General features: G+C 74.0%; 17 protein-coding genes. 5 read left to right on the forward strand and 12 right to left on the reverse strand.

The genetic code is table 11. The annotated features are described in order from the left end of the window. Window positions 1-346: 346 nt before the first annotated feature. Window positions 347-1,354: a stage II sporulation protein M gene (locus tag ACFY7E_RS31495; protein WP_389490939.1), complete on the reverse strand. Its 1,008-nt coding sequence runs from the start codon at window positions 1,352-1,354 to the stop codon at window positions 347-349. Window positions 1,355-1,475: 121 nt separating this feature from the next. Here ACFY7E_RS31495 and ACFY7E_RS31500 point away from each other — a divergent pair, with 121 nt between their 5' ends. Continuing rightward, on the forward strand, window positions 1,476-2,516 hold the full coding sequence (locus ACFY7E_RS31500) for an RDD family protein (RefSeq protein WP_389490942.1): 1,041 nt from the start codon (window positions 1,476-1,478) through the stop codon (window positions 2,514-2,516). 33 nt (window positions 2,517-2,549) lie between these two features. Here ACFY7E_RS31500 and ACFY7E_RS31505 read toward each other — a convergent pair whose 3' ends face one another. The 8 genes from ACFY7E_RS31505 to ACFY7E_RS31540 form a co-directional block, all read right to left on the reverse strand. After that, the gene (locus tag ACFY7E_RS31505) at window positions 2,550-3,164 is read right to left on the reverse strand and encodes a hypothetical protein (RefSeq protein WP_389490945.1); all 615 of its coding nucleotides are present in this window, start codon (window positions 3,162-3,164) and stop codon (window positions 2,550-2,552) included. Between the two features lie 129 nt (window positions 3,165-3,293). Beyond that, the gene (gene ahcY, locus ACFY7E_RS31510; protein WP_389490948.1) at window positions 3,294-4,748 is read right to left on the reverse strand and encodes an adenosylhomocysteinase; all 1,455 of its coding nucleotides are present in this window, start codon (window positions 4,746-4,748) and stop codon (window positions 3,294-3,296) included. A gap of 367 nt (window positions 4,749-5,115) precedes the next feature. Then, window positions 5,116-6,081, reverse strand: coding sequence for a cation diffusion facilitator family transporter (locus ACFY7E_RS31515; RefSeq protein ID WP_389490951.1), 966 nt, complete (start codon window positions 6,079-6,081; stop codon window positions 5,116-5,118). 66 nt (window positions 6,082-6,147) lie between these two features. Next, on the reverse strand, window positions 6,148-7,299 hold the full coding sequence (manA, locus tag ACFY7E_RS31520) for a mannose-6-phosphate isomerase, class I (RefSeq protein WP_389490954.1): 1,152 nt from the start codon (window positions 7,297-7,299) through the stop codon (window positions 6,148-6,150). 291 nt (window positions 7,300-7,590) lie between these two features. Next, window positions 7,591-8,748: an SIS domain-containing protein gene (locus tag ACFY7E_RS31525; RefSeq protein ID WP_389490957.1), complete on the reverse strand. Its 1,158-nt coding sequence runs from the start codon at window positions 8,746-8,748 to the stop codon at window positions 7,591-7,593. A gap of 273 nt (window positions 8,749-9,021) precedes the next feature. Further along, entirely contained in the window at window positions 9,022-9,204 is a 183-nt protein-coding gene (locus tag ACFY7E_RS31530) for a Trm112 family protein (protein WP_030221689.1), read from the reverse strand. Window positions 9,205-9,386: 182 nt separating this feature from the next. Then, window positions 9,387-10,754, reverse strand: coding sequence for a phosphomannomutase/phosphoglucomutase (locus tag ACFY7E_RS31535; RefSeq protein ID WP_389490961.1), 1,368 nt, complete (start codon window positions 10,752-10,754; stop codon window positions 9,387-9,389). A 205-nt stretch (window positions 10,755-10,959) separates the two neighbouring features. Further along, complete coding sequence (locus ACFY7E_RS31540; protein ID WP_383441751.1) at window positions 10,960-11,394, reverse strand: DUF3499 domain-containing protein; 435 nt, start codon at window positions 11,392-11,394, stop codon at window positions 10,960-10,962. A 353-nt stretch (window positions 11,395-11,747) separates the two neighbouring features. On the opposite strand from ACFY7E_RS31540, the gene ACFY7E_RS31545 reads away from it, so the two are divergent. Continuing rightward, the gene (locus ACFY7E_RS31545) at window positions 11,748-12,203 is read left to right on the forward strand and encodes a metallopeptidase family protein (RefSeq protein WP_389491005.1); all 456 of its coding nucleotides are present in this window, start codon (window positions 11,748-11,750) and stop codon (window positions 12,201-12,203) included. Between the two features lie 150 nt (window positions 12,204-12,353). Here the strand turns inward: ACFY7E_RS31545 and ACFY7E_RS31550 are convergent, their stop codons facing one another. The 3 genes from ACFY7E_RS31550 to ACFY7E_RS31560 all read right to left on the reverse strand — a co-directional run bounded on the left by ACFY7E_RS31550 (window position 12,354) and on the right by ACFY7E_RS31560 (window position 18,170). Continuing rightward, complete coding sequence (locus ACFY7E_RS31550) at window positions 12,354-13,892, reverse strand: DUF5719 family protein (protein WP_389490963.1); 1,539 nt, start codon at window positions 13,890-13,892, stop codon at window positions 12,354-12,356. After that, complete coding sequence (locus ACFY7E_RS31555; RefSeq protein WP_389490966.1) at window positions 13,889-17,548, reverse strand: glycosyltransferase family 2 protein; 3,660 nt, start codon at window positions 17,546-17,548, stop codon at window positions 13,889-13,891. Before ACFY7E_RS31555 ends, ACFY7E_RS31550 begins: the two co-directional genes overlap by 4 nt. 358 nt (window positions 17,549-17,906) lie before the next feature. Continuing rightward, on the reverse strand, window positions 17,907-18,170 hold the full coding sequence (locus ACFY7E_RS31560; RefSeq protein ID WP_015033978.1) for a WhiB family transcriptional regulator: 264 nt from the start codon (window positions 18,168-18,170) through the stop codon (window positions 17,907-17,909). Between the two features lie 680 nt (window positions 18,171-18,850). On the opposite strand from ACFY7E_RS31560, the gene ACFY7E_RS31565 reads away from it, so the two are divergent. Genes ACFY7E_RS31565 through ACFY7E_RS31575 form a run of 3 tightly spaced genes read left to right on the forward strand, consistent with a single transcriptional unit; the run spans window position 18,851 to window position 21,646 of the window. Beyond that, window positions 18,851-19,375 (forward strand): cupin domain-containing protein, encoded by a 525-nt coding sequence (locus ACFY7E_RS31565; RefSeq protein WP_389490969.1) that lies wholly within the window; start codon window positions 18,851-18,853, stop codon window positions 19,373-19,375. A gap of 13 nt (window positions 19,376-19,388) precedes the next feature. Continuing rightward, window positions 19,389-20,345, forward strand: a complete 957-nt coding sequence (gene cofD / locus ACFY7E_RS31570) for a 2-phospho-L-lactate transferase (RefSeq protein WP_389490972.1) — start codon at window positions 19,389-19,391, stop codon at window positions 20,343-20,345. Next, complete coding sequence (locus ACFY7E_RS31575; protein WP_389490975.1) at window positions 20,342-21,646, forward strand: coenzyme F420-0:L-glutamate ligase; 1,305 nt, start codon at window positions 20,342-20,344, stop codon at window positions 21,644-21,646. Before cofD ends, ACFY7E_RS31575 begins: the two co-directional genes overlap by 4 nt. The last annotated feature ends 32 nt before the right edge of the window (window positions 21,647-21,678 follow it).

Below are 21,678 nucleotides of genomic sequence, written 5' to 3' on the forward strand. Positions count from 1 at the left end.
GGGCTTTTCCCTTCGGTCTTGCGTCTCCGACTCTATCAGATCTTTCCGATCCGATTTCCTCGGTGCTTTCCGGTCCCATTCGCTTTCGCTCCGGGGGCCTTTCGGCGTTTCCGACTTTATCAGATTCATTTCGGCCGACCTAATCGGTGGCTTTCGTGATTCGGATAAGAATCGGGGTGACTCCGGGGAATCGAAATTCCCGACCGGAGTGAGTGAGACTTTACTTGGCTGCTGCCGAGCTGTCCAGCTCCAGGCAACTGTTCAAATCTACCTCCCCGCAATCGCCGTGTCAACAGCTTTTGCGGGCACCGGAGGAGACTAGCAGCTCGTCGGGGTCGTACGCACATCAGGCCGCGGTGGGGAGCGCGGCGCTGCGGTCGGGCTCTTCGAGGTCGCCCCGGTCGCCGGCGCGGGAGGCGCGGCCGCCGAGGACGTAGACGTACGCGAGGAACGCCAGCTCGGCGGCGATGCCGATGGTGATGCGGGCCCAGGTGGGCAGGTCGGAAGGGGTGACGAAGCCTTCGATCAGGCCCGAGACGAAGAGGACCAGGGCCAGCCCGACGGCCATGCCGACGGCCGCACGGCCCCGTTCCGCGAGTGCCGCGCGGCGGGTGGTGGGGCCCGGTTCGACGACGGTCCAGCCGAGGCGGAGGCCGGTGCCGGCGGCCACGAAGACGGCGGTCAGTTCGAGCAGGCCATGAGGGAGGACCAGGCCCAGGAACACGTCGAGGCGGCCGGCGGAGGACATCAGGCCGATGCCGACGCCGAGGTTCAGCATGTTCAGGAAGAGGATCAAGAGGACCGGGATCCCCAGGAAGGCGCCCAGGACCAGGCACATGGCGGCGGCCTGGGCGTTGTTCGTCCAGACCTGGGCGGCGAAGGAGGCCGCCGGGTGGCTCGAGTAGTACGTCTCGTACTGGCCGCCGGGGCGGGTCATCTCGCGGAGTTCGGCGGGGGCGCCGATCGAGGCCTGGACCTCCGGGTGCGTACCGATCCACCAGCCGATGAGGACGGCGAGCAGGATGGAGAGGACGGCGGTGGGGATCCACCAGTGGCGGGAGCCGTGGACGGCCGCCGGGAAGCCGGCGGTGAGGAAGCGGGCCGCGTCGCGCCACGAGGAGCGGCGGGTGCCGGTCACGGTGGCGCGGGCGCGTGCCACGAGTTGGGTGAGCCGGGCCGTGAGGAGGGGGTCCGGGGTGCTGGACTGCACGATCGAGAGGTGGGTGGCCGCGCGCTGGTACAGGGCCACGAGCTCGTCCGCCTCGGCGCCCGTGAGCTTCCCGCCCCGGCGCAGGAGCTGGTCGAGGCGTTCCCACTCCGCGCGGTGGGCGGTGACGTAGACGTCGAGGTCCATGATCGGCTGCTGCTCCAGGACTGGCTGCGGACGGGTCCGTACTACTGCGGCGCGCTGGGGGTCAGCTTGGCAGACTGGCGTTCGGGGGGTCGGGAAGGCCGGAGAAGGGTGGGTGGGTGCCGTGAGTGGTGTGGTGACGGGCGATGCCGTCGTACTGGGGTTGCAGCCCGCGCGGCTGCCGAGCCGGGCGCTCGCCGTGCTCGTCGATCTGGCCGTGGTGTGGGCCGTGTACCTGCTGGTCATGGTCGGGCTCGCGGTCGCCACGGCCTCGCTGGACGAGGCGGCGGTGACGGCCGTCTCCATCGTGGCCTTCCTGCTGGTCCTGGTGGGGGCGCCGATAGCCGTGGAGACGCTGTCCCACGGGCGGTCGCTCGGGAAGATGGCCTGTGGCCTGCGGGTCGTACGGGACGACGGCGGGCCGATCCGCTTCCGGCACGCGCTGGTGCGGGGGGCCATGGGGGTCGTGGAGATCCTGATGACCTTCGGCGTCGTCGCCTGTGTCGCGTCGTTGGTGTCCGAGCGCGGACGGCGGCTCGGGGACGTGTTCGCGGGGACGCTGGTCGTGCGGGAGCGGATGCCCGCCGCGCGGGTCCTGCCCGTTCCCCCGCCGCCGCCGTGGCTGGTGGGGCGGTTCACCGGGCTCGATCTTTCGGCGGTGCCGGAGCCGCTGTGGCTGGAGATACGCCAGTACCTCACGCGCGCGCGTGAACTGGATCCGGCCGTGGGGCGGCGGCTCGCCGAGCGCCTGGCCGGCGAACTGGTGGGCCGGACGGGAACGCCGCCGCCCGCGGGGGTGCCGGCGGAAGCGTATCTGGCGGGGGTGGTGGCCGAGCGGCAGGCGCGGGACGCGCGGCGGGCGTTCACGGGGGCCGGGGCCGGAGCGGGGGGCGTGGTGGGGGGCGGGTCCGGGGCCGGTGGGGTCGTCGCCGTTCCGGCCGGGGCCGTTCCTCCCGCCGCGCCTCAGGCGGTTCCTCCGGTCGTTCCTCCGGAGGCTGTTTCTCCGGGATTTCTTCCGGAAGCCGCTCCTCCGGAAGCCTTTCCTCCGGAAGCCTTTCCTCCGGTCGCTTCCTCTTCGGGCGTTCCTCCGGTGAGTGCTTCCCCGGGCTCCGGGTCCTCCCGTGAGGACGGGCCGGCCGCCACCGGGTTCGTTCCGCCCGCCTGACGTCCGGGGGCCGGTGCTCGGCGGGCCCTCGGCTCAGGGGAAGACCGAGGGCGGGGTGTCGAGGTCTTCGAGTTCGACGCCGGGGGCCGCGAGGACCACGTCCCCGGCGATGTGGACGGTGTGCCGTTCGCCCGTGTCCAGGGCGCTGACCTGGTACTCGTCCACCGTCAGGGGGCCGTTGTCAGTGGGGTGCGCTTCACTTCTCAGCAGGGCCCAGGACTGGTCGACCGTGAGGGGGGCGAGCACCGGGTCCGTGAAGGCGACGAGCCTGACACGGGTCTCGGGGGAATCGGGGGTGAGACGCAGGAGTCGCGTGAGGGCGACGAGGAACGCCGGGGAGTTGCCGGTGAAGGCGTGGGCGCGCACATTGCCTTCGGTGGCATCGGCTCCGGTGGGGTCCGTGCGGACCCAGGTGACGCCGTCGAGGGCCGCGCCGCGGACCTGCCAGCCGGCGGCGTGCAGTTCGAGGCGGATGGGGCGGCCCAGTTCGTCGACGGCCAGGTCGACGGAGCCCCGGTGATCACCGGAGGGGGTGGTGGTCTGCGCGACGTAGCGCCAGCCGGAGGGGCCCGGCGCGCAGTGGAAGTGTTCTTCGCCGAGGGGGGTGTGATCGTGCGGGTCATGGAGCGAATAACGGCCGCGGGGCATGGGTCCTCGGGTGGCTTCCAGGAGGGGTAGCAAGGGGGCGGGACGGGGCAGGCCCCCCGGCACGGGGGTGCGGGGGGCCTGCCTGGTTCCTCTGCCGGCGTGTTCCGCGGACGTGCTCCGCGGGGTCCGTCAGTAGCGGTAGTGGTCCGACTTGTACGGGCCCTCGACCTCGACGCCGATGTAGGCGGCCTGCTCCGGGCGCAGCGTCGTCAGCTTGACGCCGAGCGAGTCCAGGTGGAGGCGGGCGACCTTCTCGTCCAGGTGCTTGGGGAGGACGTAGACGTCGGTCGGGTACTCCTGCGGCTTGGTGAAGAGCTCGATCTGGGCCAGGGTCTGGTCCGCGAAGGAGTTCGACATCACGAAGGAGGGGTGGCCGGTCGCGTTGCCCAGGTTCAGCAGGCGGCCCTCGGACAGGACGATGAGGACCTTGCCGTCGGGGAACGTCCAGGTGTGGACCTGCGGCTTGACCTCGTCCTTGACGATGCCGGGGGTCTGCGCGAGGCCGGCCATGTCGATCTCGTTGTCGAAGTGGCCGATGTTCCCGACGATGGCCTGGTGCTTCATCCTGGCCATGTCGGCGGCCATGATGATGTCCTTGTTGCCGGTCGTGGTGACGAAGATGTCGGCGGTCTCGACGACCTCGTCCAGGGTCGTGACCTGGTAGCCGTCCATCGCCGCCTGGAGCGCGCAGATCGGGTCGATCTCGGTGATGATCACGCGGGCGCCCTGGCCGCGCAGGGACTCGGCGCAGCCCTTGCCGACGTCGCCGTAGCCGCAGACGACCGCCGTCTTGCCGCCGATGAGGACGTCGGTGGCGCGGTTGATGCCGTCGATCAGGGAGTGGCGGCAGCCGTACTTGTTGTCGAACTTCGACTTCGTCACGGCGTCGTTCACGTTGATGGCCGGGAACAGCAGCGTGCCGTCCCGGTGCATCTCGTACAGGCGGTGGACGCCGGTGGTGGTCTCCTCGGTCACGCCGCGGATCTCGGACGCCAGCTGGGTCCACTTCTGCGGGTTCTCACCGAGGGTGCGGTTGAGGAGGCGCAGGATGTGGGCGTACTCCTCGCTGTCCGCGGTGGCCGGGTCCGGGGCGGAGCCCGCCTTCTCGAACTCGACGCCCTTGTGGACGAGGAGGGTGGCGTCACCGCCGTCGTCCAGGATCATGTTCGGGCCGCCGGTGGGCGAGTTCGGCCAGGTGAGGGCCTGCTCGGTGCACCACCAGTACTCCTCCAGGGTCTCGCCCTTCCAGGCGAAGACCGGGACGCCCTGGGGGTTCTCCGGGGTGCCGTCCGGGCCGACGGCGATGGCCGCGGCGGCGTGGTCCTGGGTGGAGAAGATGTTGCAGGAGGCCCAGCGGACCTCGGCGCCGAGGGCGACCAGGGTCTCGATGAGGACGGCGGTCTGCACGGTCATGTGCAGGGAGCCGGTGACGCGGGCGCCGGCGAGGGGCTGCTGCTCGGCGTACTCGCGGCGGATCGACATCAGGCCGGGCATCTCGTGCTCGGCGAGGGTGATCTCCTTGCGGCCGAAGGCGGCCAGGGAGAGGTCGGCGACCTTGAAGTCCTGGTGGGCTGCGGTCGTCATGACGGGGCTGCTCCTCATGGGTCGGGTACGAGGGTCGTTCGGGCGCCGGGCACCACGGCGGTGATCCCGGGCACACGAATGCCCGGACTTCCATGGTGCCGTCGTCGGAGGCCCTCTCTCCCTCGGCCGGTCCTCCGGACCGCCCGACCGCCATCAGCAGCGACGTCTGGCTGGTCACGAATCTACACCGATCGGCACGGTGGGCCACAGTCCGCATTGAGCCCCGGCACTTCTCCGGGAGACCCGGGGCCCGGACCGTACGCACCGGGCCCCCGGTCCGTACGTACGGACCGGGGGCCCGGCGGGGTGGTCTCGGTGGCTGGATCCGGCCGTTGCCGGCCGTTGCCGGCTGTCGGTCGGGGGCGGGTCAGTGGCCCGGGCCGCCCGGGGTCGCGGCCGGGTCGGGGCCCGCCGCGGCCTCCTTCTCGCTGTAGATGTCGGGCTCCAGGTAGATGACCCGGGCGATCGGGACGGCGGCGCGGATGCGCTCCTCGGCGGCGTTGATGGCCTGCGCGACCTCGGTGGCGGTGTCGTCGTGCGCGACGGCGATCTTGGCGGCGACGAGGAGCTCCTCGGGGCCGAGGTGGAGCGTGCGCATGTGGATGAGGCGGGTGACGGTCCGGCCGTCGACGACGGCGGCCTCGATCTTCGCGACCTCGGCGGTGCCGGCGGCCTCGCCCAGGAGGAGCGACTTGGTCTCGACGGCGAGGACGAGGGCGATCAGGATGAGCAGGACGCCGATGCAGAGGGTGCCGATGCCGTCCCAGACGCCGTTGCCGGTGAGGATGGCGAGGCCGACGCCGCCGAGGGCCAGGACGAGGCCGACGAGGGCGCCGAGGTCCTCCAGGAGGACGACGGGGAGCTCGGGGGCCTTGGCGCGGCGGACGAACTCCTTCCAGGAGAGGTTGCCGCGGAGCGGGTTCGACTCCTTGATGGCGGTGCGGAAGGAGAAGGACTCGGCGATGATCGCGAAGACGAGGACGCCGACCGGCCAGTACCAGGCCTCGATCTCGTGCGGGTCGTGGACCTTCTCGTAGCCCTCGTAGATGGCGAACATGCCGCCGACGGAGAAGAGCACGATGGAGACGAGGAAGGCGTAGATGTACCGCTCGCGGCCGTAGCCGAAGGGGTGCTGCGGGGTCGCCTCGCGCCGGGCCTTCTTGCCGCCGAGGAGCAGCAGGCCCTGGTTGCCGGAGTCGGCGAGCGAGTGGACGCTCTCCGCGAGCATCGAGGACGAACCGCTGAAGAGGAACGCCACGAACTTGGCTGCGGCGATCGCCAGGTTGGCGGCGAGGGCCGCCACGATCGCCTTGGTTCCGCCTGACGCGCTCATGGGTGTAGGGGTTCCCTTCGTCGGTGCTCCGGCTCGTTCGCCGCGGTTCGGCCGGTCATTGTCGCATCAGGCCGCCACGGTGGCGCGGAAGACCGTACCCGCTCCGGTCAGTTGGATGCGCTCTCCGGCCGGTACGAAGACGGATTCGCCGGGGGCGAGGGCGAGGTCGCCGGCCGTCGGGCGGCCCGCGACGGCCAGCAGGATCTGGGGGGTGGGGGCGGTGAGGTCGGTGGGGGCGGCGTCCTCGGCCCGTACGAAGCGGGAGAGGCGGAACTCGTCGGTCGGGGTCTCGTAGACCTCCTCGCCCGACGGGGAGGCCTCGGGGCGCAGGACGGCCGGGTCGGCGGGTTCGAAGCGGACGACCTTGAGGAGTTCGGTGACGTCGACGTGCTTGGGGGTGAGGCCGCAGCGCAGGACGTTGTCGGAGTTGGCCATGATCTCGACGCCGAGGCCGTCGAGGTAGGCGTGCGGGACGCCCGCGCCGAGGTAGAGCGCCTCGCCGGGCTTGAGCCGTACGTGGTGCAGGAGCATGGCGGCGACGACGCCGGGGTCGTCCGGGTAGTGGTGGGCGAGGCGCGCGTACGGGGCGTGGGCGCCGCCGAGGCGGTCGGCGGCGGCGGTGGCCTCGGCGACGGTGTGCGCCGTCTCCTCCGGGTCGGCGGTGAGCAGGGCCGTCAGGACCTCGCGGAGCGCGGCCTCCTCGGGGTGGGCGTGCAGCAGGTCCACGTACGGCTTGAGGGCGTCGACGCCGAGGGCGGCGATCAGGTCGGCGGCGTCGGCGGGGGCGCGGAAGCCGCAGAACCCCTCGAAGGGGGTGAGGGCGCAGATCAGTTCGGGTTTGTGGTTGGCGTCCCTGTAGGTGCGGTGCGGGGCGTCGATCGGGATGCCCGCGGCCTCCTCGGCGGCGAATCCGGAGCGCGCCTGGTCGAGGTCGGGGTGGACCTGGAGGGAGAGGGGGGCGCCGGCGGCGAGGACCTTGAAGAGGAAGGGGAGGTGCGGGCCGAACCTCTCGACGGTCCGCTCGCCCAGTTCGCGTACGGGGTCGGCGTCGATCAGCTCGTCCAGCGGGCCGCGCTCGGTGCGGGAGGGGGCACCGGGGTGGGCGCCCATCCACATCTCGGCCTGCGGCTCGCCGGTGGGGGCGGTGCCCAGGAGTGCCGGGATGGCCGTCGTGGATCCCCAGGCGTAGGGGCGGACGGTGTTGACGAGGCGGTCCATGGTGCCTGCCAGCTCCTCGGGTGGGTGACGGGTGTGCGGGTGTCGGGAGACACGGGAGACAGATGACAGGGGATGGATGACGGGTGGGTGACGGGGTGGTGGACGGTACGGGGTGGGGCCGCGCGGCCGGGGTGCGGTGCGGTCGGGCGGCCCTGGGTCCGGGGTCCGGTGGGGTGTCGCGGTCCGGGCTCCGGCACGGTGGCGCGGGCCGGGGCCGGGTCGTGGTGCGGTGGCGCGGCCCGGGGTCCCGCGGCCCGTGGCGTACGGGAGCGGGGTCCGCGGGCCGGGTCCCTACGGGGCCGGGGTGCTCCGGGCGGCCAGGGCCAGGTAGACGGCCGCGAAGTCGGTCACGGCGAGGAGTTCCGCGAGGGTCTCCAGGTCGCCGCCCTCCTCCGGCTCCAGTTCGCTGACGGCGGTCTCGTGGCCGAGGGCCAGTTCCCGGGCGGCGGGGGCGGCGCTGAGGCCGCCGGCCGGCCGGTCGCGGAGCAGGACCACCCGGGCGCGCAGGGCCTGCGGTTCGTCGACCCGGTCGCGGAAGAAGTCGTCGGGGTCGGCGCCCGCCGCGTAGTCCCCGGCGAGCAGCACGCCGTGCGCGGGCAGGGCCTCGGGGAGTTCGGCGGCGAGGGCGGGCAGTCCGGCGAGTTCCGCCAGTACGGCGGCGAAGCGGCGGCCGACGGGGCCCGCGGCGGCGCCCTCGGTCCAGATCAGCGGGAGCGAGTCCGCCAGCTCGGCGGCGAGCGTCTTCGCCGGGTTGCCGTAGGTGGCGACGGCCGGGCCGCAGCGTTCGGCCGTGTGGTCGAGGCGGTCGGCGACCTTCTCCAGGGCCTCCGGCGGCGCGTCCAGGAGGCCGACGCGGTCGAGGAGGGCGAGCAGCGGGGTGAAGAGGGCCCAGAGGGCGCCGGGGGCGGCCGCGACGTTCTCGCCGTACTCGCCGGACTCGTCGGGGATTTCGTTCGGGGCGACGGCCATCGGGACGAACAGGCCGTGGGAGCCGCCGACCGCCTCGGCGAGCGGGGAGCCCTGGGGGGCGACGGCGACGACCGTGATGCCCCGGCGGTACGCCTGCTCGGCCAGGAGCGCGAGGCCCGGTTCGGAGCCGTCGGTGGTGGGGAGCAGCAGCAGGTCCACCGAGCCGGCCCAGCCGGGCAGCGCCCAGCGCAGGGCTCCGGCGGCGGGGGCGACGCCGGTGGGAGGGAGGCGTACGACGGGGGCGGAGGCTCCGGCGAGGGCGCCGATCAGGTCGGCGACGCCGGTGGCGGCGGTGCCGGAGCCCGCGACGAGGACGGCGCGGGGACGGCCCTCGGGGTGGAGGTCCGCGATGCCGGCGTCGGCGGCGTGGCGGGTGGCGGTCCGTACCCGCGCGCCGGCTTCGGCGGCGCCGCGAAGGAGGCCGCGGCGGTCGGCCAGGGCGAGGTCGTCCGGGGCGTCGAGGAGGTTCTCGTCGAGCATCTGGTGCCTCCCGGGGTGAGCGGGTTCGGTGGGAGCGCCCCTCGGGCGGGGGCGGGACGGGGCGGCGGGCGCCGGTGCGGGCGGCCCGTGCGGGGCGGGGTTCCGGGGTGCGCTCGGCCTCCGGCCGGCCCTTCGGTTCCCCTCGGCGCCACCCGTGTCGTCCGTACCGCCGCGTGCGCGGGATGCGGGCCTTCCCGTAAGGGATACCCGCCGTCGGCGTCCGTCGCTCGTGGCGGCCCCGGATCCCGTCGGCGGCCGTCGTCCCCGGGCCGGTTACGCGGGGCGGCGGGCCTCGTCCGTGAGGAGGACCGGGATGCCGTCGCGGACCGGGTAGGCGAGGCCGCAGTCGGTGCCGGTGCAGACCAGTTCGGGGGTCTCGTCCGCCGTGCGGTCGTTCAGCGGAGCGTGGCACGCGGGGCAGGCCAGGATCTCCAGGAGGCCGGCTTCGAGCGGCATGGGGTGGTCCCTTCGGACGAACTGCGGACGAACGGTGGTGGTGCTGCCCTCGGGACCGGCGCCTCGGATCGGGTCTTCGGAAGATCGGGTCTTCGGACCGGGTCGTCGGATCGGCCTTCGGGCCAGGTCAGCCTACCGCCGGGGGACGGGGACCGCCCCGTCCCCCGGCGGTGGGCGCGGGGTCAGTCCGTCGCCCGGACCAGGGCGAGGACCTCGTCGCGGATCCGGGCCGCGGTGGCCTCGTCGCGGGCCTCGACGTTGAGGCGCAGGAGCGGCTCGGTGTTGGAGGCGCGGAGGTTGAACCACCAGTCGGCGGCGGTGACGGTGAGGCCGTCGAGCTCGTCGAGGGTGATCCCGTCCCCGCCCTCGTACGCCGCCCGGACGCGGGCCGTGCTGGCGGCCTGGTCGGTGACGGTGGAGTTGATCTCGCCGGAGGAGGCGTAGCGGTCGTAGGCGGCGACCAGCTCCGAGAGGGTGCCCTCCTGGCCGCCGAGGGCCGCGAGGACGTGGAGCGCGGCGAGCATGCCGGTGTCCGCGTTCCAGAAGTCCCGGAAGTAGTAGTGGGCCGAGTGCTCGCCGCCGAAGATGGCGCCGGTCTTCGCCATCTCCTCCTTGATGAAGGAGTGGCCGACGCGGGTGCGGACGGCCTCGCCGCCCTGCTCGCGGACGACCTCGGGCACGGACCAGGAGGTGATCAGGTTGTGGATGATCGTTCCGCCGGGGTGCTTGGCGAGTTCGCGGGCGGCGACGAGGGCCGTGATCGCGGACGGGGCGACCGGCTCGCCGCGCTCGTCGACGACGAAGCATCGGTCGGCGTCGCCGTCGAAGGCGAGGCCGATGTCGGCGCCCTCCTCGCGGACGCGGGCCTGGAGGTCGACGATGTTCTTCGGGTCGAGCGGGTTGGCCTCGTGGTTCGGGAAGGTGCCGTCCAGCTCGAAGTACATCGGGACGGTGTCGAGCGGGAGGCCCTCGAAGACGGTGGGGACGGTGTGGCCGCCCATGCCGTTGCCCGCGTCCACGACGACCTTGAGCGGGCGGATGCCGGTGAGGTCCACCAGGCCCTTGAGGTGGGCGGCGTAGTCCTGGAGGGTGTCCCGCTCGGTGACGGCGCCGGGCGTGGCGGCGGCCTCCGGGGCGCCCTTCTCCGACCACTCCTCCACGAGGGCGCGGATGTCGGCGAGGCCGGTGTCCTGGCCGACGGGGGCGGCTCCGGCGCGGCACATCTTGATGCCGTTGTACCGGGCCGGGTTGTGGGAGGCGGTGAACATCGCGCCGGGCAGGCCGAGGCTGCCGGAGGCGAAGTAGAGCTGGTCGGTCGAGCAGAGACCGATGAGGGTGACGTCGGCGCCGAGGCGCGCCGCGCCGCGCGCGAAGGCGCTCGCGAGGCCGGGCGACGAGGGGCGCATGTCGTGGCCGACGACGATCGCGTCCGCGTCCGTCACGCGGACGAAGGCGGCGCCGAAGAGCTCGGCGAGCGCCTCGTCCCACTGGTCGGGTACCACTCCGCGGATGTCGTACGCCTTCACGATCTGCGACAGATCGGCAGTCACGGATCCACCCTCCTGAGTTCTGGGCACGCGTGTGCGGCGCGTGTACGGAACGCCAAAACTACCCGGAGTGGGGCGGAGCGAAGCGGACGGTGGCCGGTTGCGCTCCGTTGTCGGGGCGTGTCGGGCCGCGCCGGTCCGGCGGGCGGGTCCCGGTCGGCGGCTCCGTCGTCGGCGCGTGTCGGCCCGTGCGGGTCCGGCGGGCGGCTCAGTTGTCGGGGGAACGGAGCACCCTGAGGTGCCCGCGGCGCCCGACCTCCATGGGGTCGCCGCCCCGGCCTCCGCCGCCCTTGCCGCCGCCTCCGGCCGCGCGCTCCTGGGGGCGGGCCGCCTCCCGTACCGCGTTGGCCAGGGCTTCGAGGTCGTCGCCGCTGGGGCGGGCGGGGGCGGATCCGTCGGAGAGCCGCACGACCTCCCAGCCGCGCGGGGCGGTGAGGCGCTCGCTGTGCTCGGCGCACAGGTCGTAGCAGTGGGGCTCGGCGTAGGTGGCGAGCGGGCCGAGGACCGCAGTCGAGTCGGCATAGACGTACGTCAGTGTCGCGACGGCAGGGCGGCCGCACGCGGTGCGCGAACAGCGACGTACAGGGCTCACGACGTTGGACGGTACCGCACTCTTGAGCGGGCCGCGACGACTCTCCCTCAGGTCACTCCACCGTGTCGCGGTGTGAGCTCCGTCCCGTCCCCGTGCGGGGCGGCCGTTCCGACCTGCGGGGAAGGGGGGCCGGGGGTCCGGGGGCAGGTGGAGATTCGGACACTTCAGGATACGAATCCGGTCAATCGGGGCCAGATGGCCGATCGTGACGAACCGCCGAACCGAGCGCGCGATTGGCCGGAATGTTCAGGTTTCGTCAAGGAGGGCGGGGGTGGGACGGGGACGGACCGGAAGTGGTTCGGGAATGGATGGGGAATGGGCCGGGCGCGGGCCGGGCGCGCCGGGGAGGGTGGCGGGGACACGCCACGGTACGGAGGACCGATGGGGGTTACGCTGCGTCGGTGATGGACAGTCCTGTGCCGCCGAGCCCTTCGCACCGCCCCGCGGATCCCCCGGCGGAGCCCCGGGTCCGCCGCCGCGACCGGCACGGCCGCGGGATGCGGGGCCCCGTCGCGCCGCCGCAGGTGCCGCTCTCCGCGAGCCGGGCCGACACCTTCCGCGATCTGGTCCTCGATTCGGTGGAGCGTCTCGAACGGCGCTGGCCGCAGCTGGCCGACGTCGAGTTCCTGGTCCTGGAAGTGCCGCCGACCGTGCCGGGCGAGACGGTGCCGCTGGGCGGTTCGATCTCGGCGGAGAAGGGCGAGCCCGCCCGGGTGGTCGTCTACCGGCGGCCGGTCGAGATCCGCTCGAAGAGCCGGGACGAGCGGGCGCTCCTGGTCCACGAGGTGGTCGTGGAGCAGGTCGCCGACCTCCTCGGACTCTCCCCCGAGTCGGTCGACCCCCGGTACGGGCAGGACTGAGCCGGGCGGGGCCGGTGGGCGTGCGGGATTCCGCGCCCGTCGGCGTACCGGTGGGCGTGCGGGATTCCGCGCCTGCCGACTCGCCGGTGGACGTGCGGGATTCCTCGCCCGCCGGCCCTCGGCCGCCTCACGTGCTTCCTCCGTGAGAGGTCAGTCCAGTACGCCCAGGTCCTGGTGGGCCGACGGGACCTCGACCGTGCCCCGGTCGTCGGCGAGGGTCTGGACGGTGAACATCGGGACGCCGTCCTGCGTCACGGCGAGCGTCCGCGCCGCGTGCACCCTGCCGCCGGAGACCGGCTCGACGGTCAGCGCGTAGGAGCCCTTGAGGCCCTGGGGGGCGAGGTCGGTGAGGGCCGTCGTGGTGCCCGCCTCGACCGTGACCGTCTTCGACACGGGGGTGCCCGCCCCGGAGCCGGCCGAGGCCGTGACCTTGACCTGCGCGTCGGCGTCGGGGGCGGTCAGGGAGAGCGTGGAGGCCTTGGCGCGGTTGTCGGCGACCGTCGCGCGGGCGGAGATCGCCTCCGCCGCCGGAACGAAGGCGATCTCGCTCTTGTCGCCCTTGCCGCGGACCACCTGGAGGGCGGCCACGACCGGGACGGGCCTCTTCGGGTCCTCGGGCGCGAGGAACAGGGAGGCCGCCGAGCCCCGGGTGAGGTCCGGCAGGTCGATGGAGGTCGTCATCCCGGACTTCACGTGCAGGGTGTCGGCGCCCGCCGGGACGATCGCGCCGTTCGCGGTGGACAGCTTGACCTTCAGGTCGGCGTCGTCCTCGCCGGGGGCGAAGACCACGAGCCGCACCGAGACGGCGTCGGCCGGGATGCCGGGGAGCACGACGCTGCCCGACGGGTCGGCCGAGGCGGAGATCCAGTCGCTGCCGAGCTTGTCGTCGGCGACGCCGACGGCCGCGCCGACGCGTCCGCTGCGGGTGGTGACGTGGACGGTGACGTCCCGCTGGGCGGCCTCGTGGGTGAGGGTGGAGAGGAGGACCGGGACCGTGGAGTGGGCGGGGACCGGGATGCCCTCCGTGAACTGGGACTTGAGGACGCCCTCGGGCCCGTACAGCTCGATGTCGGCGACGGCGGCCGTGTCGTCCGGGTTGGTGAGGTGGACGTAGTCGTGGCGCGCCTGGGCGGTGGAGGCGGCCGGGAACCAGAACTCGGTGTCGGGGGCGCCGCAGGCGAGGCCGAGGAGGCCGCGCGCGCCGCCCGCGGGGACGAGGGTGGTCTGCTGGACGGTCCAGCCGGGGGCGAGGGCGCCGGTGGCCGAGCCGGTGAGGGCGGGCGCGGACGCGCCGTTCGCCTCGGCGGTGACGGGCTTGCCGGGGGTCGTGACGGTGGCGGGGGCCTTGGGCGCGGCGGGCTTCTTGCCGCCCTTGCCGGTCCCTCCGGCGGCCGTCGTGCCCGCGGCGGGCTTCAGGAGGGCCGTGGGCCGCCCGGCCGTGCCCGCTCCGGGGGCCTCGGCCTTGCCCGCGTCGGCTCCCGCCGGGGTGTACGAGGTGTAGACGGTCTCGGCCACCTCGGAGGAGCTCGGGGCCGGGCAGGCCAGGCCGACGCGCTCGACCGGCAGCCGGGTGGTGGCCTTCGCCGCCTCGGGGGCGGCGGCACCGTCGGGGCCGGTGAGGGCGGCGAAGCCGGTGACGGCGGCGAGGGCCGTGGCGCCCGCGATCAGGGAGAGGGTCGTGCGCTTCACTGGTTGCTGCTCCCGTCGGGACGCTGCTCGGTCTCGTGGCCCCGGGGGTGCCCGTAGCCGTAGCCGTACGGGTCGTACTGCTGCGGGTCGTAGCCCTGTCCGTCGTACTGCCGACGGTCGTAGCCCTGCGGGTCGTACTGCTGCTGTTCGTACTGCTGCTGCTCGTAGCCCTGCTGGGGGTACGCGTACGGCTGCTGCTGGTACGGGTCGGCCGCGTACTCCTGGTGGGGGGCCTGGTCGGCGTAGGCCTGGGCGTGATCCCCGGCGGGGGCGGGGTCGGGTGCGCCGTCCCACTCCCCCTCCCGGTCGACGGGCTCGTGGGACTGCTGCTCCGGAATCGGGATCGGGAGCGGCTCGTGCTCCGGCGCGTCGGCGGGCGTCCGCTCCGCGGCCTCCGCCTCGGCGGCGGCGCGCAGGCGGCGGGCGCGGCGGCCGTCGCCCTCGGCGGTCTGGGCGGGGATCGCGAGCTCCTCCTCGGGCAGGTCGTCGTCGATCTCGCGGCGGCGGCCGGGCAGGGCGAGGACGAGCAGGACGACGCCGAGGGCGACCTGGGTCCAGATCCACGCGGTGTGGGTGAGCGGCTCGTCGTACGTGACGTCGAGGCGGCCCCCCCGGGCGGGGAGTTCGAAGCCCTGGGCCCAGCCGTCGACGGTGGTCCTCGTCAGCTCCTCGCCGTCGAGGGTGGCGGTCCAGCCCTCGTCGGCGCGGTCGGCGAGGCGCAGGACGCGGCCGGCGGGGCCCGCGGGGACCTCGGTGTGCACCTCGACGGGGCCGGCGGCGACGGCGACGGCCTCGGCGGCCGTCTCCTCCTCGGTCCCGGCCCCGGTCCCGGCGACGGGCGGGGTGATCATGACGCGGGCGATCTCGCGGTCCACGCGCCAGAGGGCGCTGCCGTCGATCTGGCTGAGGCGGCTGAGGCCGGGGGTGGCGTCGAGGACGCGGCTCATCCGGCGCGGGGCGCCGTCCCGTACGAGGACGTAGCGGATCGCGTAGCCGCTGAGCTGTTCGGTCTGGTCGGCGCCGGAGCCGGCGACCAGGAGGGCGACGACCCGGTCCAGGTGCGGGTCGCCCGCGGCGGTCGCGGTGAGTTCGGCGTCGCCGAGGCGGGCGCCGGAGCCGCGGACCAGGGTGTAGGCGACCCGGCCGGGGGCGGAGCCGCCCAGGACGAGGGTGCGGGGCTGGTCGCGGGTGGTGCTCTCCTCGGCGACGAAGGCCGGGACCTGGACCGGGTCGCGGCGGGTCAGCGGGCCGTCGGCGCCGCCGATCATCCAGCCGGCGGCGGCGACGGCGGGGCCGGCGGCGCAGGCGAGGGCGATCAGGGCGGCGACGGGCTGGCGCCAGCCGAAGCCGTGGGCGGCGACGCGGGTGCGTCCGCCCTCGGCGCCGATCATGCCTGCGGCGACGAGGGCGGCGCCGTAGACGAGGGTGGCGGGTCCGGCCCAGCCGGTGCCGCCCGCGCCGTTGGTCAGGACGGCGAGGAGGAGTCCGGCGAGGGCGGCGGCCCAGGCGGCGTGGACGGCGAGCCGGCGCTCCTCGCGCAGCAGTCCGGCGAGTCCGGCGAGGACGAGGCCGATGAGGAGGAGGCCACCGGTGGTGCCGGGCCCGCCGGGGCTGGTGCCGAGCAGGTCGAGCGCGGTGGCGGTGCCGGTGCGGACGTCGACGCCGGCCTCGCGCAGGAAGGCGGAGGGGTCGGTCAGGAGGGTGAGCGACCAGGGGGCGAGGACGAGCAGGGGGGTGCCGACGGCGGCGAGGAAGCGGAGCCCGTACGCGGTGAGGTCGGAGCGGCGGACGACGAGGACACCGAGGCCGAGGAGGACGGCGAGGGGCCAGACGACCGGGGTGAACGCGGTCGTGAGGGTGAGCAGGAGGGCGTACGCCCAGGTGGCGCGCCAGCTGCCCCGGTCGGGCCGGTTGAAGCCGTGGGCGGCGACGGCGGCGCGGCCGATCAGCGGGAGCAGGACCGCGAGGACGGCGGTGCCGAGCCGGCCGGTGGCGAGGGCGCCGGTGGCGGCGGGCAGGAAGGCGTACGCGACGGCGCCCCAGGCGCGGAGCAGCCGGGACTCGACGATGCCGCGGGAGGCGAAGTACGCGGTGAGGCCGGCGAGCGGGACCGAGCAGACGAGCAGCAGGGTCAGCGCGGTGGAGGTGGAGCCGAGGAACAGCGCGGAGAGCGCGGCCAGGACGGCGAGGTAGGGCGGGGCGGACTGGGTGCCGCCGGTGCCGAGGGGGTGCCAGGTGTCGGCGTACCGGGACCAGAGTCCGGAGACGGTGTCGGGGGCGGGCAGCAGGGCGCCGCCGGCCAGGGAACCGCCGGAGAAGAGGTTGCGGCAGGCGACGAGGGAGACGACGAGGAGGAGGGCGAAGAGGACCGGGCCGGGTCTGCGGGCGATCTTCTTGAGCCGGGCGAACTGCTCGATCTCCAGGTAGTCGGCGTCGTCGCCGCCGGGCCCGGACTCGACCACCGCGCGCCGGGAGCCGCCGGAATCGGCCTCGCCGCCGCCGAAGTTGGCGGTGAGCTGTTCGAGGGCGGCGCGGACGGTGGCGCCGGGCGGCGGGAAGAGCGGGCGCAGTTCGCCCGCGGCGACGGCCGGGTTCTTGCGCCGCTTGCGGGCGGCGAGGATCTTCTCGGGGCGCAGCAGGACGGCGAGGAGGCCCATGACCTCGTCGACGGCCTGCACGGGGGCCTTGCCGACGAGGTAGGCGAGGGTGCGGAGCAGGGTGCTGAGGACGAGCCGCGCGAAGACGTACGGGAGGGCGGCACCGCGGGTGTTGGCGAGGAGCGTGTGGACGGCTCCGGCCTTGTCGACGCGGTGCGGGTTGGCGGCGGTGCGGCCGGCGCAGTCGACGGTGCGGCGCTCGCGGGCGGCGGCCTCGGCGTGCCGCAGGACGGCGTCGGGGGCGACGAGGACGCGGTGGCCGGCGGCGTGGGCGCGCCAGCACAGGTCGACGTCGTCGCGCATGAGGGGCAGGCGCCGGTCGAAGCCGCCGAGTTCCTCGAAGACGTCGCGGCGGACCAGCATGCCGGCGGTGGAGACGGAGAGGACGGAGCGGACCTGGTCGTGCTGGCCCTGGTCCTGCTCGCGGCGGTCGAGGCCGGTCCAGCGGCGCCCGCTGCGGGCGATGGAGACGCCGGTCTCCAGGAGCTGCTTCCGGTCGTACCAGCCGCGCAGCTTGGGGCCGACGACGGCGGCGTACGCGTCGGAGTCGGCGACGCGCAGGAGTTCGGCGAGGGCGTCGGGCTCGGGCGCGCAGTCGTCGTGGAGGAGCCAGAGCCACTGGACCGGTTCGCCGTGCGGGAGTTCGGGGAGGTCGTAGGCCTCGTCGTTCCAGGTGCGGCTGACGGGGTCCCAGCCGCTGGGACGCTTCAGGTAGGGCAGGTCCTCGGGTCCGAGCGCGGGCGCGGTGCGGGCGGCCTCCTCGACGGCGGCGCCGAAGCCGGTGCGGCGCGCGAGGTGCAGGACGCGGTCGGCGCCGACGGCGTCGGCGACGAGCTGTGCGGAGTCGTCCGCGCTGCCGGTGTCGGCCGCGACCACGTTCTGCACGGGGCGTTCCTGGGCGAGCAGGCCGGCCAGGGCGTCGGGCAGCCAGCGGGCGCCGTCGTGGGTGACGAGCACGGCGGTGACGACGTGTCGCGGGAACTCAGGAGTTGAGGACATCGAGCTACGGGCCCTCCGGCCGGGGGTCGCCCGCGGGGGGCGTGGGGAGCGTCTCGGACGGAGGCCCACACTAACGGCTGTGCGCGGAGCGGTCCGCCGCCCTGTGGACAGAGCTCCCGGGCCCCTGTGGACAGAGGGGACGGAACGGTCGCGGGCGGGAGACCGGCCGGAATCGCGCCGGACACGCGGAACGGTCCGCCGCTCGTGCTCGGGTGCACGGGTGGCGGACCGTTCGGGACGTCCTGGCGCGCGCGTCCCGGCGCGGTCCCGGTGGACGCGTCCCGGCTCGGGGGTCCGGACGCGGTCGGCCGGCGGCGGTCGGGGCGAACGCCCGGGCTGTTTTTCGGACAGCGGCGGTTCAGACGGCGGCCTTCTTCAGGCGGCGCCGCTCACGCTCCGAGAGGCCGCCCCAGATGCCGAAGCGCTCGTCGTTCTGCAAGGCGTATTCGAGGCATTCGGAACGGACCTCGCAGGCGAGGCAGACCTTTTTCGCCTCGCGGGTCGAGCCGCCCTTCTCGGGGAAGAAGGACTCGGGATCGGTCTGGGCGCACAGCGCGCGCTCCTGCCAGCCGAGTTCCTCGTCCGCGTCCTCGACCAGCAGTTCCTGGAACAACTCGGTCATGTGCGCCCCTCGTCTGTTCTGTGCGTCCCGTGGAGTTGCCGTGCGAACACGGCCGAACGACACGAGTGAAATTACAAGTTGGTGCTCTGTGCGAGTCAAGCCGAGATCTGCTATTGGGCCCCGTATTCACTCTGCGGAACCAAGCGTATGCGGTAAGTGTTCAAATCACCAAAAACCGTGACACAGGGTACCGAGCGGCCGTGCGGTGCGACCCTCACCAGGAAGGACGACCGGGACGTGGATCTTGTTGCGATCCAGCCACGGAAGCGACCCGGATCACAGTCGGGTCACGAGTCGCTTCCCGTCCGGATCTGCACGCGCGCGTCGCGGGTTCGCGGGCACGGCCGAAACGCCATCTCTCCTGGTCCGGCCATGAGCAAACCTTTCTCCTGAAAGGAGAACCGGATGAGGTGAAACATTACCCCCAAATCGGGCATTGAGTTGACAGTCGGGTACCCCTCCGGCCACCTTTGGTGGCATGCCAGCGACCGCAGCGCCCTCCGCGACCCACAGCCGTGGGTTCCGCCGCGCTGTCCAGGCGCGCTGTTGCTGTTGCCGTCCCAGCTGTTGATGCCGCAGAGCTCCAGCTTCCTCCCCCAGCGTCACCCGCGTCACCCGTGTCACCGCTCTTCCCGTGACCCCCCACCGCTTCTGTTTCTGCTGAGGAACCACCCCACCCCATGAACATGGACAGCGACCTCCAGATCGCCGGCGACATCATGGAGGTCCCCCACCTCCTCCAGCCCGAGCGCGCCCACCCCGTGACCGTGGCCGACTTCGTCGGCCTCGCGCGCTCCGTCGCCGAGGACCGCTCCCAGTGGGCCCCGCACGTCGAGTACGACGCCACGACCCGCTGGTACCACCGCCTGCGCACCGGACCCGGCTACGAGGTGTGGCTGCTCTCCTGGGTGCCAGGACAGGGCAGCGGACCGCACGACCACGGCGTCTCCTCCGGCGTCCTCACCGTCCTGGAGGGCGAGCTGACGGAGCGTACGGACCGGGGCGTGCGGACGCTCGCCGGCGGCGCGCAGCGCGTGTTCGCCCCCGGGTACGTCCACGAGGTCGTCAACGACTCCCTGGAGCCCGCCGTCAGCCTGCACGTCTACTTCCCGGGCCTGACCGAGATGCCCATGCACGAGTCGCTCCGCGCGCAGTGCGCCCCGGCGGCCCCCGCCCCGGACGCGCCGGGAGTGATCGTCGCCTGACACACTGCGGTACATGCGCATTGTGGTTCTGGCCGGCGGCATCGGTGGTGCCCGTTTCCTTCGCGGCCTCAAGCAGGCCGCCCCGGACGCGGAGATCACGGTCGTCGGCAACACCGGTGACGACATCCATCTCTTCGGGCTGAAGGTCTGCCCCGACCTGGACACGGTGATGTACACCCTCGGCGGGGGCATCGACGAGGAGCAGGGCTGGGGCCGTGCGGACGAGTCCTTCACCGTCAAGGGGGAGCTCGCGGCGTACGGCGTCGGGCCCGAGTGGTTCGGCCTCGGCGACCGGGACTTCGCGACCCACATCGTCCGCACCCAGATGCTCGCCGCGGGCTACCCGCTGAGCGCCGTCACCGAGGCGCTGTGCGCCCGCTGGCGGCCGGGCGTGCGCCTGCTCCCCATGTCCGACGACCGCGTCGAGACCCACGTGGCCGTCGAGGTCGACGGGGAGCAGCGCGCGGTGCACTTCCAGGAGTACTGGGTGAAGCTGCGCGCCTCCGTCGACGCGAAGGCCGTCGTGCCGGTCGGCGCGGAGGCCGCGAAGCCCGCGCCGGGCGTCCTGGAGGCGATCGCGGAGGCGGACCTGATCCTCTTCCCGCCGTCCAACCCGGTCGTGTCCGTCGGCACCGTCCTGGCCGTGCCCGGGATCCGCGAGGCGGTCGCCGCGGCCGGGGCGCCGGTCGTGGGCCTCTCCCCCATCGTCGGGAACGCGCCCGTGCGCGGCATGGCCGACAAGGTCCTCGCGGCGGTGGGCGTGGAGTCCACGGCGGCGGCGGTGGCCCGGCACTACGGCTCCGGGCTGCTCGACGGCTGGCTCGTGGACACCGTGGACGCGGACGCGGTGGCGGACGTCGAGGCGGCGGGCATCGCCTGCCGGGCGGTGCCGCTGATGATGACGGACGTGGACGCGACGGCGGCGATGGCCCGCGAGGCGCTCGCGCTGGCCGAGGAGGTACGGGGGTGATCGCCGCCCCCTCGTACCGGGTCTGGGCGCTGCCCGGGCTGCCCGAGGTGGCGGCCGGGGACGACCTGGCCGAGCTGATCGCCTCCGTCTCGCCGGGTCTGGCCGACGGGGACGTGCTGCTCGTCACCTCCAAGATCGTGAGCAAGGCGGAGGGGCGGGTGGTCGCCGCCGACGACCGCGAGGAGGCCGTCGACGCCGAGACGGTCCGGGTGGTGGCGCGGCGCGGCACGCTGCGGATCGTGGAGAACCGGCAGGGGCTCGTCATGGCCGCCGCCGGGGTCGACGCCTCCAACACCCCCGCCGGGACGGTCCTGCTGCTGCCCGAGGACCCGGACGCCTCGGCCCGCCGGATCCGCGAGGGGCTGCGCGGGGCGCTCGGCGTGGACGTGGGCGTCGTCGTCACGGACACCTCCGGGCGGCCCTGGCGCAACGGGCTCACGGACGTGGCGATCGGGGCGGCCGGGGTGCGGGTCCTGGACGACCTGCGCGGCGGGACCGACGCGCACGGCAATCCGCTGAGCGCGACCGTGGTCGCCACCGCCGACGAACTCGCCGCCGCCGGGGACCTGGTGAAGGGCAAGACGGCCGGGCTTCCGGTGGCCGTCGTCCGGGGCCTGCCGCACGTGGTGGGCGGGGACGGGGAGCCGGGCGCACGCGCGCTCGTGCGGAGCGCCGCCGACGACATGTTCCGGCTGGGCACCTCCGAGGCCGTACGGGAGGCGGTGACGCTGCGGCGGACCGTACGGGAGTTCACGGCCGAACCGGTCGACCCGGGGGCGGTGCGGCGCGCGGTCGCCGCCGCCGTGACGGCGCCCGCCCCGCACCACACGACGCCGTGGCGGTTCGTCCTCCTGGAGTCGGCGGAGTCGCGGACGCGGCTGCTCGACGCGATGCGGGAGGCGTGGATCGCGGACCTGCGCCGGGACGGGAAGTCGGAGGAGTCGATCGCGAAGCGGGTGCGGCGCGGGGACGTCCTGCGGGACGCGCCCCACCTGGCGGTGCCGTGTCTGGTCATGGACGGCTCCCACCACTACGGCGACCCGCGCCGGGACACCGCCGAGCGCGAGATGTTCCTGGTCGCGGCGGGCGCGGGCGTGCAGAACTTCCTGGTGGCCCTCGCGGGCGAACGGCTCGGCTCGGCGTGGGTGTCCTCGACGATGTTCTGCCGGGACGTCGTACGGGAGGTCCTGGACCTGCCGGACGACTGGGACCCGCTCGGCGCGGTGGCGGTCGGGCATCCGGCGGCCCCGCCGCGGGAGCGGGCGGCGCGGACGGTCGCGGAGTTCGTCGAGGTGCGCTGACCCCGCCGGCCGGGCCGCGCGCGGTCGGCGGG

Source organism: Streptomyces sp. NPDC012825, assembly GCF_042900925.1.
GTDB lineage: Bacteria > Actinomycetota > Actinomycetes > Streptomycetales > Streptomycetaceae > Streptomyces.